This window comes from Azospirillum sp. SYSU D00513, from assembly GCF_017356015.1.
In the GTDB taxonomy this organism is placed as follows: domain Bacteria; phylum Pseudomonadota; class Alphaproteobacteria; order Azospirillales; family Azospirillaceae; genus Azospirillum.
Genome location: NZ_JAFIQV010000004.1, coordinates 152,045 through 167,142, shown reverse-complemented (window position 1 = coordinate 167,142; position 15,098 = coordinate 152,045). Strand labels below are relative to the sequence as shown.

General features: G+C 68.7%; 15 protein-coding genes and 1 tRNA gene. 11 read left to right on the top strand and 5 right to left on the bottom strand.

Annotated elements, in window-relative coordinates:
- Positions 1-77 precede the first annotated feature (77 nt).
- From JUB11_RS04880 to JUB11_RS04855, 6 genes are all read left to right on the top strand, one after another.
- Positions 78-569, top strand: a complete 492-nt coding sequence (locus JUB11_RS04880; protein ID WP_348771359.1) for a Fur family transcriptional regulator — start codon at positions 78-80, stop codon at positions 567-569.
- Positions 548-1,738, top strand: coding sequence for a GTP-binding protein (locus tag JUB11_RS04875; protein WP_207456637.1), 1,191 nt, complete (start codon positions 548-550; stop codon positions 1,736-1,738). Before JUB11_RS04880 ends, JUB11_RS04875 begins: the two co-directional genes overlap by 22 nt.
- Positions 1,738-2,382, top strand: coding sequence for an HAD-IA family hydrolase (locus JUB11_RS04870; protein ID WP_207456635.1), 645 nt, complete (start codon positions 1,738-1,740; stop codon positions 2,380-2,382). Before JUB11_RS04875 ends, JUB11_RS04870 begins: the two co-directional genes overlap by 1 nt.
- Positions 2,383-2,610: 228 nt before the next feature.
- On the top strand, positions 2,611-5,049 hold the full coding sequence (locus JUB11_RS04865; RefSeq protein ID WP_207456633.1) for an EAL domain-containing protein: 2,439 nt from the start codon (positions 2,611-2,613) through the stop codon (positions 5,047-5,049).
- 169 nt (positions 5,050-5,218) lie between these two features.
- A complete protein-coding gene (locus tag JUB11_RS04860) occupies positions 5,219-5,572 on the top strand; it encodes a response regulator (protein ID WP_348771354.1) in 354 nt (117 codons plus the stop codon).
- 318 nt (positions 5,573-5,890) lie between these two features.
- Positions 5,891-6,574 carry a Crp/Fnr family transcriptional regulator gene (locus tag JUB11_RS04855; RefSeq protein WP_247886845.1) on the top strand — a complete coding sequence of 228 codons (684 nt, stop codon included), beginning with the start codon at positions 5,891-5,893 and terminating at the stop codon, positions 6,572-6,574.
- A 219-nt stretch (positions 6,575-6,793) separates the two neighbouring features.
- On the opposite strand, the gene JUB11_RS04850 is transcribed toward JUB11_RS04855, so the two are convergent.
- Positions 6,794-6,869 (bottom strand) — tRNA-Glu (locus JUB11_RS04850).
- Positions 6,870-7,139: 270 nt separating this feature from the next.
- Between JUB11_RS04850 and JUB11_RS04845 the strand changes: the two genes are divergently transcribed.
- Together JUB11_RS04845 and JUB11_RS04840 are read left to right on the top strand one after the other, a co-directional pair.
- On the top strand, positions 7,140-7,862 hold the full coding sequence (locus JUB11_RS04845; protein ID WP_207456626.1) for a sugar transferase: 723 nt from the start codon (positions 7,140-7,142) through the stop codon (positions 7,860-7,862).
- A 234-nt stretch (positions 7,863-8,096) separates the two neighbouring features.
- Entirely contained in the window at positions 8,097-9,563 is a 1,467-nt protein-coding gene (locus JUB11_RS04840) for a S41 family peptidase (protein WP_207456624.1), read from the top strand.
- A gap of 48 nt (positions 9,564-9,611) precedes the next feature.
- Here the strand turns inward: JUB11_RS04840 and JUB11_RS04835 are convergent, their stop codons facing one another.
- Positions 9,612-10,622 (bottom strand): threonine/serine dehydratase, encoded by a 1,011-nt coding sequence (locus JUB11_RS04835; RefSeq protein ID WP_207456622.1) that lies wholly within the window; start codon positions 10,620-10,622, stop codon positions 9,612-9,614.
- A gap of 118 nt (positions 10,623-10,740) precedes the next feature.
- A complete protein-coding gene (locus JUB11_RS04830) occupies positions 10,741-11,196 on the bottom strand; it encodes a YbaN family protein (protein ID WP_207456619.1) in 456 nt (151 codons plus the stop codon).
- 209 nt (positions 11,197-11,405) lie between these two features.
- On the opposite strand from JUB11_RS04830, the gene JUB11_RS04825 reads away from it, so the two are divergent.
- Positions 11,406-11,573 carry a hypothetical protein gene (locus JUB11_RS04825; protein ID WP_207456617.1) on the top strand — a complete coding sequence of 56 codons (168 nt, stop codon included), beginning with the start codon at positions 11,406-11,408 and terminating at the stop codon, positions 11,571-11,573.
- Between the two features lie 75 nt (positions 11,574-11,648).
- On the opposite strand, the gene JUB11_RS04820 is transcribed toward JUB11_RS04825, so the two are convergent.
- Positions 11,649-13,337 carry a CHASE3 domain-containing protein gene (locus JUB11_RS04820; RefSeq protein WP_207456616.1) on the bottom strand — a complete coding sequence of 563 codons (1,689 nt, stop codon included), beginning with the start codon at positions 13,335-13,337 and terminating at the stop codon, positions 11,649-11,651.
- A gap of 139 nt (positions 13,338-13,476) precedes the next feature.
- Complete coding sequence (locus JUB11_RS04815; RefSeq protein ID WP_207456614.1) at positions 13,477-13,830, bottom strand: nuclear transport factor 2 family protein; 354 nt, start codon at positions 13,828-13,830, stop codon at positions 13,477-13,479.
- Positions 13,831-13,982: 152 nt separating this feature from the next.
- Between JUB11_RS04815 and JUB11_RS04810 the strand changes: the two genes are divergently transcribed.
- Together JUB11_RS04810 and JUB11_RS04805 are read left to right on the top strand one after the other, a co-directional pair.
- Positions 13,983-14,144, top strand: a complete 162-nt coding sequence (locus tag JUB11_RS04810) for a hypothetical protein (RefSeq protein ID WP_207456613.1) — start codon at positions 13,983-13,985, stop codon at positions 14,142-14,144.
- The gene (locus JUB11_RS04805; RefSeq protein WP_207456612.1) at positions 14,137-15,081 is read left to right on the top strand and encodes a YihY/virulence factor BrkB family protein; all 945 of its coding nucleotides are present in this window, start codon (positions 14,137-14,139) and stop codon (positions 15,079-15,081) included. Before JUB11_RS04810 ends, JUB11_RS04805 begins: the two co-directional genes overlap by 8 nt.
- Positions 15,082-15,098 lie beyond the last annotated feature (17 nt).

Sequence of the window (15,098 nt, the reverse complement as noted above, 5' to 3'; positions counted from 1 at the left end):
CCACGGGCGGTCCGGCGACGGGCCGCCCAGTTTTTTTGGCCCCTTTCGCCAGGCCCAAACGGATGTTATATCGTAACATCATGCATTCGCCCCATGCCCCGGCCCCCCACCACGACCACGACCACTGCATCGCCGACGCCCTGACGCGGGCCGACGCGCTGTGCGCGGAGCGTGGCGCGCGGCTGACCAGCCTGCGCCGGCGCGTGCTGGAGCTGGTCTGGAACAGCCACCGCCCGCGCGGCGCCTATGCCATCCTGGAGGATCTGAGCCAGCAGGACGGCAAGCCGGCGGCCCCGCTGACCGTCTACCGCGCGCTGGAATTCCTGGTGGAACAGGGGCTGGTCCACCGGATCGAGTCCCTCAATGCCTATGTCGGCTGCGCCGCACCGGGTGCCGTCCATTCCGGACAGTTCCTGGTCTGCGCCGCCTGCGGCAACGCCATCGAAATCGACGATCCGCGCATCCGCTCCGCCATCGACGCTACAGCCGCGGAACACGGCTTCCGCGTGCAGCGGCCGACCGTGGAGGTGCGCGGCCTCTGCCCCGAATGCCAGGAGAAAGTTCCGTGAGCGACGCCAGCCCCAACCGCCTGCCTGTCTCGGTGCTGACCGGCTTTCTCGGCAGCGGCAAGACCACGCTGCTCCAGGCGCTGCTGCGCAATCCCGGCATGGCCCGCACTGCCGTCGTCATCAACGAGTTCGGCGAGGTCGGTCTCGACCATCTGCTGGTCGCCAAGGCGTCGGAGAACATGGTGCTGATGGACAGCGGCTGCATCTGCTGCTCGATCCGCGGCGACCTCGTGGACACCTTGCGCGACCTGTTCCTGAAGCGCGTGCGCGGCGAGGTGCCGGAGTTCGACCGGGTGGTGGTGGAGACGACCGGCCTCGCCGACCCCGCCCCGATCATCCACACGCTGATGACCGACCCGCTGCTCGCCGCCCGCTTCCGCCTGGACGGCGTCATCAGCACGGTGGACGCGGTGCACGGCTCCGACCAGCTCGACCGCCAGCCGGAAAGCGTCAAGCAGGCCGCCGTGGCCGACCGGATCGTGCTGACCAAGACCGACGTCGCCGACGCGGCGGCGGTGTCCGCGCTGCGCGGGCGGCTCGCCGCCATCAACCCCGGCGCGCCGGTGATCTCCGCCGTGAAGGGCGCCGTCGATCCGAAGGACCTCTTCAACGCCGGCCTCTTCAACCCTGAGACCAAGAGCCCGGACGTGGCCCGCTGGCTGCGGGAGGAGGCCTACCGGGCGCAGGAGGAGGCGCGGCACCACCATGACCACGGCCATGATCACGACGGCCATGTTCACGACCATCATGATCATGACCACGGGCATCACGATCACCACCATCACGGCCATGAGCATGGGCATGCCTGCGGGCCGGATTGCGGGCACGACCATTCGCACGACGTGAACCGCCACGACGACCACATCCGCTCCTTCGTGCTGGTGGTGGACGAGCCGATCGCCTGGAACAGCTTCGTCGATTTCATGGAGGCGCTGATCTCCGCCGGAGGCGCCGACCTGATGCGGGTCAAGGGGCTGCTGAACGTGAAGGAATCGGAGCGGCCGATCGTCGTCCACGGCGTGCAGCACATGTTCCATCCGCCGGTGCAGCTGGAGGAATGGCCGAACGACGACCACCGGTCCAAGATCGTCTTCATCACCCGCGACCTCGGCCGGGCCGTCATCGAGCCGCTGTTCGACCAGTTCGTCCGCGACGGGCAGGACGCGTGATGCCCAAGGCGCTGCTTTTCGACCTGGACGGCACGCTCGCCGAAACCGACCCCCTGCATTTCCGCGCCTTCGCCGCGATGCTGCGCGACCATGGCGTCGAGCTGACGGAGGAGGATTACGGCCGCCACATCACCGGCCGTTCCAACGCCGTGATCATGGCGCATTTCCTGCCCGGCCACGCGGTGGAGGACCATGTCCGCCTCGCCGCGGCCAAGGAGGCGGCCTTCCGCCGGCTGGCCGAGGACCTCGTGCCGGTGGAGGGGCTGGCGGCGCTCCTCGACAGCGCGCGGGAGCGGGACATGAAGGTGGCGCTCGTCACCAACGCCCCGCGCGAGAACGCCGTCCACATGCTGCGCGTGCTCGGGCTGGCGGACCGCTTCCATCTCCTGGTGATCGGGGACGAGCTGCCCCACGCCAAGCCGCACCCCCTGCCCTACGCCACCGCACTCGAAGGGCTTGGCGTCACGGCGGAGGACGCCGTCGCCTTCGAGGATTCGCGGACCGGCATCGCCTCGGCCAAGGGTGCGGGGATCTTCACCGTGGGTCTTACGACGACCCACGGAGCGGAGGAGTTGCGCGAGGCCGGCGCCGACGTGATCTGCCGCGACTTCGCGGACCCCGCTCTCCATACGTTGCTCGCCTGACGGCAGGACGTCCGGCGGTCCGGCGCCCCAGCCTTTCCCACGCATGACGTGCGCGTGTCGATGGCATGACTATGGCGTAAAAGGCGCATGACCTTGGAGATGACCGCCCTAAAAGGTCTCGGGACGCAGATCAAGCCGTCGCATTTCACGGATGCAATCCTAACCCGAAAGTATTATTCGTAGAGCTGCCAAACGCAGCGGTCCGGCTGCCAGGTCCAGGAACGCTGAATGCTTCACGTTTACGCCTGCATCACCCAGCAGCATGATCCCTGGCTGCTGCTCCTCGCGGCGGCGGTCTGCGGGTTCGGCGCCTGGGTGTCGCTCAGCCTCGTGACGCGCGCTGCGGGGGCGGCCAAGCGGATGCGCGGGCTGTGGATCGCCGCCGCCGCCTCGGCGACGGGCGGCGGCATCTGGGCCACGCATTTCGTCGCGATGCTCGCCTTCCGGTCCGGCCTTACCGTCGGCTACGACGTCCTGCTGACCGCCCTGTCCATCGTGATCGCTGTGGTCGGCAGCGGAGCCGGGATCGCGGTCGCGATCGGGCGGGGGGCCGGCATGCGGGGTGCAGCACTCGGCGGCGGCATCGTCGGCGCGGTGACGGGCGCCATGCACTACACCGGCATGGCAGCACTCCAGGCGCCGGCCGACCATCTTCACGACGCACGCTTCATCGCGGCCTCCCTGGCGATCGGGATCCTGTTCGGCGCCGCCGCCATGGCGGTTTCCCTGCGCCGCACGTCGCTCCGCGCCCGCGCGCTCGGCGCGATGCTGCTGGTCGCCGCCATCTGCGGCCTGCACTTCACCGGCATGACGGCGGTCACGCTGGTTCCCAACCCGCTCGCCACCCCCTCGGGCCAAGCCATGGCGCCGGAATGGCTGGCGGTCGCCGTCGCGGCCATCGCGACGCTGATCATGGGGCTGGGGCTTGTGGGGTCGATCCTCGACCAGCGCCTCGCCGACCGGGCGTCGCGGGAGACCGCGCGGCTGCGCAGCAGCGAGGAGCGTTTCCGCCAGCTGGCCGACGCGACCTTCGAAGGCATCGTCATCCACCGCGACGGCCGCGTCCTCGACGTGAACCGCGCGATGACCGAGCTTCTGGGCCGGTCGCCGGAGCAGGTCATCGGCCGCCATCTGGCCGAGTTCGTGGCGCCGGGCCAGCGGGACGCGATCGCGCGCTACCATCATCAGCCTTCCTTCGGCCGGCTCGAGGTCGAGCTGCTCCACAGCGACGGCACCCTCATCGTCTCCGAGGCGCATGGGCATTCGATCACGCAGGACGGGCTGCCGGCGCGGGTCGTGGCCATCCGGGACATCCGGGAGCGCAAGCGGTCGGAAGAGCGCATCCGGCACATGGCGAATCACGACCTGCTGACCGGCCTGCCGAACCGCTCGCTGTTCCTGGACCGCGCCGGCATGGCGCTGGCGAACGCGCGCCACGACGGGGAGGCGGTCGCGGTTTTCCACATCGGGCTTGACCGCTTCAAGACGGTCAACGACCTGCACGGGCACAAGGCCGGCGACGCGCTGCTGCGGCAGGCGGCGGCGCGGATCCTCGACACGGTCCGCAAGCACGACACCGTGGCCCGGCTCGGCGGCGATGAGTTCGTGGTCCTGCAAACCCTGAACACGCCGCTCGACGACGCGATGCTGCTGGCCGAGCGGCTGGTCCAGGCGCTGGCGGCACCCTTCGAATTGGAAGACGGGCCGCAACCGGCCTTGGCGGCCCTGGGCGCCAGCGTCGGCATCGCCCTCTTCCCGCAGGACGGGGAGGACGCGGAGCAGCTCCTCGCCCATGCCGGCGCCGCGCTGTCGCGGGCGAAGTCCGACGGGCGGGGCGCCTTCCGCTTCTACGAGGCGGCGATGGACGAACGCATCCAGGCGCGCCGGCGGCTGGAGCGCGACCTGCGCGCGGCGCTGGAGACCGACGCGCTGTGCGTGCACTACCAGCCGCAGGTGGATTGCGGAACGCAGCGCCTGCTCGGCTTCGAGGCGCTGGTCCGCTGGAACCATCCGGAACGCGGCATGGTCCCGCCGTCGGAGTTCATCCCGCTGGCCGAGGAATCCGGCCTGATCGGTCCGCTCGGCGAACGGGTGCTGCGCTCGGCCTGCCGGGAGGCCGCCTCATGGCCGGACGGCATCGTCATCGCCGTCAACCTGTCGCCCGTGCAGTTCCGGCAGCCGGACATCGCCGCCTCCATCCTGGCGATCCTGCGCGAGACCGGCTTTCCGCCGGAACGGCTGGAGATCGAGGTCACCGAAGGAGTCCTGATCGACGACACGGAACGCGCGCTGGCCGCCCTGAACGCCCTGAAAATGGCGGGGGTCCGCATCGCGCTGGACGATTTCGGCACCGGCTATTCGAGCCTCAGCTACCTTCAGAGATTCGCCTTCGACAAGCTGAAGATCGACCGCTCCTTCGTCAGCACCATGGAGACCAGCCAGGAAACCCGCTCCATCGTCCGCACGATCCTGGCGCTCGCCAAGGCGCTCGACATCACCGTCACGGCGGAAGGGGTGGAGACGGAGGAACAGCTCCGCATCCTCCAGGAGGAGGCCTGCAACCAGGTCCAGGGCTATCTCATCGGCCGCCCGGCAGCGCCCGAGGGGATCCGGCATTTCGGGCTGAGCCCGGCGGCGGGAATGCTGGAAGCGGCGGCCGGCGCTTGACGCGCCATGCCGGAACCGGTTGCCCGCCATCAACGGCAAAAATACAACACTGCCCTGCGCCTGAGCCCATCTGCGAGCCGATCCGTGTCACAAGCCGTTGTACGATTCCGTACAAGGGCGTTGGACGCTTGCGTGCGACGGCTCCGGATCAAATGGCCCTGGATCAATCGTGCGAGTGTTGATTGTCGAAGATGAAGCTCTCATAGCGATGCACCTGGAAGCCCTGGTGCTCGGGATGGGGCATGAGGTTTGCGGCCTCGCCGACCGGACGGAGCAGGCGATCCGTCTTGCGCGCGATCACGCGCCGGATCTCGTGCTGGTGGACGTGCATCTCGCTTGCGGTGACAGCGGGCTGGCGGCGGCACAGGTGATCGCCGCCGAAGGCCGGATCGCGATCATCATCGTGTCGGCGAACATCAACGACATCGCGCCCGCGGATCTGTCCTTCCGCCCCTCCGGCCTTGTCGGCAAGCCCTATTCGGAATCCGCCCTTCGGAGCGCCATCGCGGCTCTGCGGGGCTAGACGCCGCGGCCGTGCGCCACGCAATCAAAGAGCGATGAGGCGGTCTTTAGTATTCCTTTATAAATCATCCCGATGCCGCGGCCGGCTTTTCCGAAATATCGGCGGGTGCCGGGCAATCCCCAAACCCCGCTGGTACGGAACCGGACAGACGGCGGAGCCGGCGGCGTGCTCTAGCTTGGCAGGTGGCTGTAGAGGGAGGCGTGCAAGGCCTTTCGCGGGACTTTCCCCTTTCTCAGGGCCACCCCAGTGAAACGCTGACGATCGACTCTTCTGCTGAACATGCGACGTATGCCGAGCCAATCCAGTATACGAAACCACTTGCTGCGTACGCTCCAGCCCTCCGATTTCGAAATGCTCGGACCGCAGCTCGAGTTGGTTGATCTTCCTTCCCAGAAGAACCTCCATTTTCTGAATGAACCGATCCGTTCGGTCTATTTTCCGGAGGCCGGGCTGGCCTCCATCGTGTCCATCCTCAACAACGGCCAAAGGATCGAAGCCGGGGTGACGGGACGCGAGGGCATCGTCGGCATTCCCGTTCTTCTCGGGGCGGAGGCCATGCCGATGGAATGTTTCGTCCAGATCCCGGGTGCGGCGTGGCGCCTGGACGCGTCCGCCCTGCGCGACGTGATCCGGAAAAGTCCAACGGCGCACGTCCAGTGCCTCCGCTACGTCATGGCGCTCTTCGTCCAGATCGCCCAGACCGCCGTCTGCAACGGCACCCACACGCTCCTCGAACGCCTCGCCCGCTGGCTGCTGATGGCCCATGACCGCTCCGACGGCGACCAGATCCTCCTGACTCAGGAGAGCATCGCCGCCATGCTCGGCGTGCGCCGCGCTGGCGTGACGGTGGCGGCGGGAAGCCTTCAGAAAGCGGGGCTGATCGCCTATGGCAAGGGCAGCATCACCATCGTCAACCGTCCCGCCCTGGAGGAAACGGCCTGCGAATGCTACGGCGTCGTCCGCGCGCAGTTCGATGCGTTGCTTGGCTCGAGGATCGGGTAGGTCTTGGGTGGGTAGCGCGTGCCGCTGCCCTGGCCGACCGCGGAAGGGAGGCAGGCCGACCGTAAAGGCACGAAGCCGACGAACGCTGCCGGAAAACGGACCGAATGCGTGGAAGGCTGCGGCTGCAGATCCGCTTTTCGTGTTTTGATCGGGGAGGAAAGTGCCATGCCGGTCATGGGCATGTCCGCCGAGCCATGGGAAAACTGGCTTGAAGCGGAGTGGCGTCCCCAACGAGATTCGAACTCGTGTCGCCGCCGTGAAAGGGCGGTGTCCTAGGCCTCTAGACGATGGGGACGTCGTTCGGTGGCGAGAGAATTAGCGGCCGGAGGCGGAGAAAGCAAGCCGATTTTTTCGGTGCCGGCGAAAGGCTCCGCCAGAGGCGGGGAGGACGCCGGAACAGACCTTCGCATGTCCCTCTCCATACGCGCGGATGGCCCTGGTTGGACAGGGTAGCCCGCCGGGCGTACCGCCTTCTTTCCACCCCCGCCCGCTCCTTCCGCCGGACCTATGACCTGTTGAGGGCGTTGCCTCTCCCGGAGATGGCGGATTGACGCGTGAGGTGAAAATGGGAATTCCGCAGTCCATCCGGGCGGTCACGGATCCGCTGGAACCGGCGATGCTGGCCGGGGCCGGTTCGGCGGCCGACGTGGCGGCTCGGCTGCCGCCGTCGGCGCCGCTCTATGGCAACCGGCTGAAACGGGCAATGGACGTCGTGGGAGCGCTGTGCGCGCTGGTGCTGTTCGGGCCACTGATGCTGGTGCTGGCGCTGATGATCCGCAGCGATGGGGGGCCGGCCGTCTTCGGGCACCGGCGCATCGGCGCCGATGGCAGGAGCTTCGTCTGCTGGAAGTTCCGCTCGATGGTCGTGGATGCCAATGCCGTGTTCGAGGAGGTGATGGCGCGCGACCCCGAGGCGCGGGCCGAATGGGAAACCACGCGCAAGCTGCGCAACGACCCCCGCATCACCCGGATCGGCCGCTTCCTGCGCCGCTCCAGCCTTGACGAGCTGCCGCAGCTCTTCAACGTGCTGAAGGGGGAGATGAGCCTTGTCGGGCCGCGCCCCATCGTGGACGAGGAGGTCCCCCGCTACCATGCCTGCTTCGTCTACTACATGCGCTGCAGGCCGGGCCTGACCGGGCTGTGGCAGGTCAGCGGGCGTAACGACGTGGACTACACGCGGCGGGTGCAGCTCGACACGGCCTATCTTCTGGGCTGGAGCCTGCGGGGCGACATCGCCATCCTGTTGCGCACCGTCGGGGTGATGTGCAGCGGACGCGGCGCCTATTGACCGGCCCTCCACCCCAACCCGCGCCGGCGCATATTGTTCGATGGGCGAACTTTGAGAACACCCGCACGGCGTGCTACGGTCGCCGTCCGCGGGTGCCGCCGCGCGCCGGAACCCGATTGCGGGCATCCGGCGGGCGGCACCCTTTCAGGACCTTCCGGCAGACGAAACCCCTGATATAGTAGACACATGCTTTCGGATTTGTCGGACGGACCGTCCCGTCGAGAGGGGTGCAGGATGGCGAAACTGATGGTGGCGCTGTTGCTGCTCATGGTGGCGATGGGCCCCGCCTGCGCGGTGGCGCCCTACAGCCGCGCGGACACATTCACCGCGCTGGAGCGCTACCGCGCCGAATTCGCCAAGGTGAAGGGGGTGGACGCGCCGCCGTCCCTGTCCGACCGCAACTACATCCTCTTCTCCGACGTGATGCGCCGGGTGCTGGTCGAGCATGTGAAGCCCGCCCCGCCGCAGACCCTCGTGGACAAGGCCATTGCCGGCATCCAGAAGAAGAAGACGGAACAGCCGGGCGCCAGCGACCGCGTCCTGACCGAGGCGGGTCTGGACGCGATGCTCACCTCGCTCGACCCCTATTCGAGCTTCCTCGACTCCGAGCATTTCCGCTACATGCGCGAACAGACGCAAGGCGAGTTCGGCGGGCTCGGCATCGAGGTCACCATGGACGACGACAGCGGGCTCATCCGCGTCGTGTCGCCCATCGACGGTTCCCCCGCCTCGCGCGCGGGCCTGCGCACCGGCGACCTGATCGACCGCATCGACGAAACCCAGGTGAAGGGGCTGAACCTGCGCGACGCGGTCGCCCGCATGCGCGGCCCCGTCGGCACCTCGGTCGCGCTGACCTTGCGGCGCAACCCCGCGGGCACGCCCTTCCGCGTGTCGCTGACGCGCGCCATCGTCAAGATCCAGCCCGTGCGCTACCGGCTGGAGGGGGACGTCGCCTACATCCGCATCGCCACCTTCAACCAGCAGACGGCCCACGCGCTGGACGACGCGGTGCAGGACATGCGCCGCCAGACCGGCAACCGCCTGGCCGGGGCGGTGATCGACCTGCGCAACAACCCCGGCGGCCTGCTCGACCAGGCGGTGAGCGTGGCCGACCGCTTCCTGGAGGGGGTGGACATCGTCTCGGTGCGCGGGCGCGACCCGGACGAGAACCGCCGCTACACCGGCACGCCCGGCGACCTGATGTCGGGGCTGCCGGTCGTGCTGCTGGTCAACAGCGGTTCGGCCTCGGCATCCGAGATCGTGGCGGGCGCCCTGCAGGACCATGGCCGCGCGCTGCTGTTCGGCACCCGTACCTACGGCAAGGGGTCGGTGCAGACGATTTCCTCGCTGACGGGCGACATCGGCATCCGGCTGACGACCGCCCGCTACTTCCGCCCGTCCGAAGGGCTGGTGGATTGCTTCGGCGTCTCGCCGAACCTGGAGATCAAGGCCGCCGACAGCAACGGGGAGGAAACCCACCCCGACCCGGCCAGCTGCGATCCGCACGCCGTGGCCCCGCCAGCCCCGCGCGTCTGGCGGATGGAGGAGCTCTGCCCGGCCGTCGCGGCGGCCCCGCCGGCCCCGGCTCCGGCCGCGCCGGGAATGCCCGCACCGGGCACGGCCGAGGCCGACCGTCCCCTGGAATGCGCGGTGGCGGCGATCCGCACCCGCCTCATGGGCACGCTGATCGGGCGCCCCTGACGGCAAGCAGCAAGGAGGGCGGAAGCCGGCCGCTTCCGCCCCCTCCCCTCAGGGCGCGGCCGCCCCGGCGATGATGCGGCCGAAGCTGTCCGGATCGACGTTGCCACCGGTCAGCAGGATGGCCGTCGTGTGTCCGGCGGTTTGAATCTTCCCCGACAGGACGGCGGCGAGCCCGACGGCCCCGCCCGGCTCGACCACCAGCTTCAGCACCAGGAACGCGTAAGCCATCGCCTGTGCCACCTCTTCGTCGGTGACCGTCAGCCCGCCCGACAGGAGCGCCTGGTGGATGGGGAAGGTCAGCTGGCCGGGCGTCGGCGCCATCAGCGCGTCGCAGATGGAGGTCGCCCCCGGCGCGTTCGACACCCGCTCGCCCCCGGCGAGCGAGCGCGCGAGGTCGTCGAAGCCCGCCGGCTCCGCGCTGTAGATCCGGGCGTCCGGCTCCAGATGCTTCACCGCAGTCGCGATGCCTGCGATCAGCCCGCCGCCGCTGCACCCGACGATGAGCTGTTCGACCGGCGCGCCGATGGCGCGCGCCTGCCGCGCCAGTTCCAGCCCGGCGGTGCCCTGGCCGGCCATGATGTGGGGATCGTCGTAGGGGGGCACGGTGACGGCGCCGCGCTCCCGGGCGATGCCCATCGCGATCTCCTCCCGGCTCTCGCGCCAGCGGTCGTAAAGGCGGACATCGGCGCCGTAATTGCGGGTGTTCTCGATCTTCAGGCGGGGTGCATCCTGCGGCATCACGATGGCCGCGGGCATGCCCAACAGCTTGGCCGCCGCCGCGACACCCTGGGCGTGGTTGCCCGACGACCAGGCGACCACGCCGGCGCGGCGCTGCGCCTCGTCCAGCTGGCACAGCCGGTTGTAGGCACCCCTGAATTTGAAGGCGCCGCTGCGCTGGAGATTCTCCGGCTTAATGAGAATCCGCCCGCCGACGCGCTCGTTGAGGTGCGGATTCTCGATCAGCGGGGTTTCCACCGCCCAGCCGCGAAGCCGTTCCGCCGCGGCTTCGATGTCCTGAAACCCGATGGCCAACCCGTCCGCGCTGCCGCCTGCCGTCATGTCCGTCCGTCTCCACTTCGTTCGAGGCGGGCATGATGGAACGGGACGGCTCCGCGCGCACGGCAAAAAACGCCCACGGGCACGGCCCGTGGGCGAGGTCGAAACCGTGCGGGGTGCGTTACGGTTCCGGGAGCGCCCGCAGCCGCCCATTGGCATGGAGACCGTTGGCGAGGACGGCGGCGGGATTGGGTTCGGGGCGGGTTCCGACATAGGCGGCGCTCAGGGCCAGCACGAGCCAGCCACAGGACGCCACGGCCGGCGACAGCGCCATGACGGGAAGCAGCGCGGCGGCACCGGCACTCATGCCGATGAAAGCCGAGAGCTTCGCGGCCCGTGTCAGGCTGCCCTCCTCCATGAAGCGGCGCAGCGTGGCCCCGAATCGGGGATGGTTCAGCAGGCGCTCGGCACGGGCGTCACCCGCCTTGCCGAAGCAGACCAGCGCCAAGATCCAGAACACCGTGGTCGGCAGCAGCGGTAGCACCGCGCCCACGGCGCCGAGGGCGAATAGGAAGAGGCCGAGCCCGCGCCAGAGCGGACGGGCGGTCCGGCTGCCGATGCGATCGTGATCCGTCATCACCGCAACTCCCCTGGTTTCGCCCTGATCCGGGCCGGCGTCCTGTCCCGCCAACAGATTAGACAGCTGAGTCATCGAAGGTACATTCGATTGTTTGTATGCGTTTCATAGGAGAAAACGATTGCCGTCAGGGCGGAACGGTGCGCGACGATGGGCTTGCCCCAGCTGTTAGAATGGTTCTAAATGGAAGGCCTAAGCGAGGTGAGGCCATGCGTGAACTGAACCATTTGATCACCACGATCCGGGCGTCCGGCGGCGAGCTGGTGCTCCGGGATGGGCGGCTGGTCGTGCGGGGCGAGCTGCCGGACATGCTGCTGATGCGGGCTCACCGGCACCGCAAGACCCTGGAACGCTGGCTCGCGAACCAGACGACCTGATCCGGGTGCCCCATGCGCGGAAGGACGAGCGGGAAGCGGGCGTCCCAACGGACGCCCGCGCCCTGCTCTCCTCCGTCAGGCCGAACGGACCTCGGCGAGGAAGGAAGCGACCTCGCCGCGCAGGCGCTGCGCCTCGCGGCTGAGACCGCCCGACAGGCCCATCACCTGGGACGCCGCCGAGCCGGTCTCCGCCGCGGCCTGGGTCACGCCGACGATGTTGCCCGATACCTCCTGCGTGCCGCGGGCGGCCTGCAGGACGTTGTTGGAGATGTCGCGCGTCGCCGCACCCTGCTCCTCGACGGCCGAGGCGATGGTCGTGGCGATCTCGCTGACGCGGCGGATCGTCTGGCCGATGCTCTGGATCGCCGTCTGCGCGCCGCTGGTCGCACCCTGGATTTCCTGGACCTTCGCCTGGATCTCCTCGGTCGCGCGGGCCGTCTGGCTGGCCAGCGCCTTGACCTCCGACGCGACGACGGCGAAGCCCTTGCCGGCCTCTCCCGCCCGCGCCGCCTCGATGGTGGCGTTGAGCGCCAGCAGGTTGGTCTGGCCGGCGATGCTGTTGATCAGCTCCACCACCGCGCCGATCTGCTGGGCCGCCTGCACCAGGCTCCGTATCGTCTCGTTGGTCTCGTCCGCCTCGCGCACCGCCTGCCCGGCGATGGCGGTCGAGGTTTCGACCTGACGGCCGATCTCCTGGATCGAGGCGCTGAGTTCCTCGGTGGCGGTGGCGACGGTCTGCACGTTGGAGGAGGCCTGCTCGGCCGCCGCGGCGACGGCCGTGGCCTGGTGGCTCGCCTGGTCGGCGCTGGCGGACATGGCGGTCGCGGCACCCTGCATCTGGCTCGCCGTGGAGGAGACGGCCTCGACCACACCGCCCACGCTCGCCTCGAAGCCCCGCACCAGCCGCTCGACCGTGGCCGCGCGGGCCTCCTTGGCGGCGCGCTCGCGCTCCTGCTCGGCGGCCAGCCGCTCCGCTTCCAGCGCGTTCTCCTTGAAAACGGCGAGCGCGGCGGCCAGCGACCCGATCTCGTCCTTGCGGCCGATGCCCTCCACGACGATGGTCTTGTCGCCCTTCGCCAGCCGCTCCATGAGCGCAGCCATGCGGCGCATGGGCGATGCGACCCCGGCTCCCAGGAGCGCGCAGAGGATGGCGGCGATCGCCACGCTGGCCAGCAGGCCGAGCAGCGAGACGAGCCTCGCCTGGTTGGCCGCCCCGGCCAGCGCCTGGGCGCGCTCGTCGAGCAGGTCCGATTCGACCTTCCCGATTTCGGCGATCTTCGCGCGGATCGCGTCCATGTAGCGCTTGCCGGCACCCGACACTTCCATGTCGCGCGCCTTTTCGCGGGTCGCCGGATCGCGCATCATCGCGATCTCCTTCTCGGCGATCTCCGTCTGCCAGGACTTCACGCTCCGTGCGAGTTCATCCAGCCGGGCCTGCTGCGCCGGGTTGTCGGAGGTGAGCGTCTTGACCTCGGCGAAGCTCTTCTCGAAGGCCGCGCGGCCGGACCGGTAAGGCTCCAGGAAGGCATCGCCGCCGCTGATCAGGTAACCCCGAAGCCCGGTTTCCTGGTTCACCATGCTCAGCAGCAGCATGTCCATGCTGCCCAGCACCTGATAGGTGTGAACCGTCCAGCCTGCGTTGTCCTCCATCACCGAGGTCTTCTGCCAGGTGAAGGCGCCCGTGATCATGGTGCCCAGGATCACGGCCGCGAAGGCGGCCATGAGCTTCTTGATAAGGCTGAGATTGGTTAGGAAGCTCCGCATCACATACACTCCAGACCGGGATGGTTTCAGGCTATGCAGGCAATGTTGCGAGAGCGTTAAAATATGCTTCCAAGTTTGCGACGCTTCTTGTTGCTTTGTATCTCAGATCCCAAGCGGCAGCCAGCCAGCTGGATCCTTCCTACGCGACGGGAAGTCCATGCAGCCGCAGGAAGGACAGCTTGTCCCAATAGCCGCGCTGGAAGGCGATGCGTTCGTCCCGGACATGGAAGAAGCCGCAGCCTCTCAGGCCCAGAGGGTCCCGCCATTCCAGGATAGCCACCTCGCCATCCTCGAAAATGTTCTCGACGATGCAGACCATTTCGGCCGCGGCGAACTCGCGCTCGAACATCGCCCGGATCGCGGCGCGGCCCTCGACAGGGTCGAGCGCCACCTGATGATTCACGGCGTCATCATGGTAGAGGGCGGCGAGCGCCCCGGCGTCGGCGCGGTTGAACGTGTCGACCCAAAGCCTGACGAGGTCCTTCGGCCTCATGGGGTGTCTCCCTTTCCGTGGTTGCGTTCGAACAGCAAGAATTCCCCGGACCGGACCCGGACGCAACAGCCCGTCCAACGCCCCTGGAGGGAGCGGCGCGACACCCGCCGCCTTCGCGTGTTCATGGACAGGCCTTGAATGAGGGGACAGGCATGAACAGCGAGAGGAAACCGGGCGACGAGTCTTCGCCCGGCAGCGCGCAGACGGGCGAGAATGTCTGCCCGGATTGCGGTGGCAGCGGGCGCCTGAACGCGGCGCCCTGCCCAACCTGCGACGGAACGGGCAGGATCGTGGCCATCGTCGGCGATGCGTGAGCGCCGCCCGGAACCGGCGCCCGGCGCGGAGGAGCCGCCGGACGCCGGCGCCGATTACGGCGATCCGCGCGACATTCCCCTGTCCGGCTGGCGCGGCATCGCCCGGCGGCTGTGGACCGAGCAATGCGAGAACGGGCTGTGGGTCGCCGCGGCGGGGGTGGCCTTCTACGCGATGCTGGCGCTGCTGCCGGGTCTGGGCTTCCTCATGCTGACCGTCGGAATGACGAACGGTCCCGAGGCGGTCAAGGAACAGTTCGGCCAGCTCGACGGCGTGCTCCCCCAGGAATCCCTGAACGCGACCGTGGACCAGTTCACCGCGATGCTGGAGGTGACACGCGGCACGCTGCGCTGGGGCGCCGGGGGAAGCCTGATGCTGACGCTCTGGAGCCTCTGGTTCGGCATGCGGGCGCTGATCGCGGCCCTGAACCTCGCCTACCGGGAACGCGAGCGGCGGGGCTTCCTGAAGCTGAACGGGCTGTCGATCCTGCTGGGCATTGGCGGGCTGGTCTTCATCCCCGTGAGCTTCGGGCTGTTCGTCAAGGCGCCGGCGCTCGCGGATTTCCTGGAGCTGCCGGTCTGGCTGGTGTGGCTGGTGCAGATCGGGCGCTGGCCCCTGCTGGTCGCCATGATCCTGACCGCGCTCGCAGTCCTCTACCGCGTCGGGCCGAGCCGGGCCGAGCCGAAATGGCGCTGGGTGAGCTGGGGTGCCGTGATCGCGACGGCGCTGTGGATCGGGGCCTCGGCCCTCTTCTCCCTCTATGTGCGGACCCTGGCCGACTATCAGTCCGCCTACGGCATGGCGGGGGCGCTGATCACGCTGATGATCTGGCTGAACCTCGTGGCCTACGCGATCCTGTTCGGCGCGGCGCTGAACGCCGAGATCGAGCAGCAGACCAGCCGCGACGTCCGCGCCGGCAGCGGCAGGCTGATGCGATAGGCCTGATGCGACAGACC

Excerpts from the sequence above, each read along its gene's own strand:
- JUB11_RS04870 (WP_207456635.1), top strand. The coding sequence starts at position 1,738 with ATGCCCAAGGCGCTGCTTTTCGACCTGGACGGCACGCTCGCCGAAACC.
- JUB11_RS04825 (WP_207456617.1), top strand. The coding sequence starts at position 11,406 with ATGCGTGAACTGAACCATTTGATCACCACGATCCGGGCGTCCGGCGGC.
- JUB11_RS04810 (WP_207456613.1), top strand. The coding sequence starts at position 13,983 with ATGAACAGCGAGAGGAAACCGGGCGACGAGTCTTCGCCCGGCAGCGCG.
- JUB11_RS04815 (WP_207456614.1), bottom strand. The coding sequence starts at position 13,830 with ATGAGGCCGAAGGACCTCGTCAGGCTTTGGGTCGACACGTTCAACCGC.
- JUB11_RS04820 (WP_207456616.1), bottom strand. The coding sequence starts at position 13,337 with ATGCGGAGCTTCCTAACCAATCTCAGCCTTATCAAGAAGCTCATGGCC.
- JUB11_RS04845 (WP_207456626.1), top strand. The coding sequence starts at position 7,140 with ATGGGAATTCCGCAGTCCATCCGGGCGGTCACGGATCCGCTGGAACCG.
- JUB11_RS04835 (WP_207456622.1), bottom strand. The coding sequence starts at position 10,622 with ATGACGGCAGGCGGCAGCGCGGACGGGTTGGCCATCGGGTTTCAGGAC.
- JUB11_RS04830 (WP_207456619.1), bottom strand. The coding sequence starts at position 11,196 with ATGACGGATCACGATCGCATCGGCAGCCGGACCGCCCGTCCGCTCTGG.
- JUB11_RS04875 (WP_207456637.1), top strand. The coding sequence starts at position 548 with ATGCCAGGAGAAAGTTCCGTGAGCGACGCCAGCCCCAACCGCCTGCCT.
- JUB11_RS04840 (WP_207456624.1), top strand. The coding sequence starts at position 8,097 with ATGGCGAAACTGATGGTGGCGCTGTTGCTGCTCATGGTGGCGATGGGC.
- JUB11_RS04805 (WP_207456612.1), top strand. The coding sequence starts at position 14,137 with ATGCGTGAGCGCCGCCCGGAACCGGCGCCCGGCGCGGAGGAGCCGCCG.
- JUB11_RS04865 (WP_207456633.1), top strand. The coding sequence starts at position 2,611 with ATGCTTCACGTTTACGCCTGCATCACCCAGCAGCATGATCCCTGGCTG.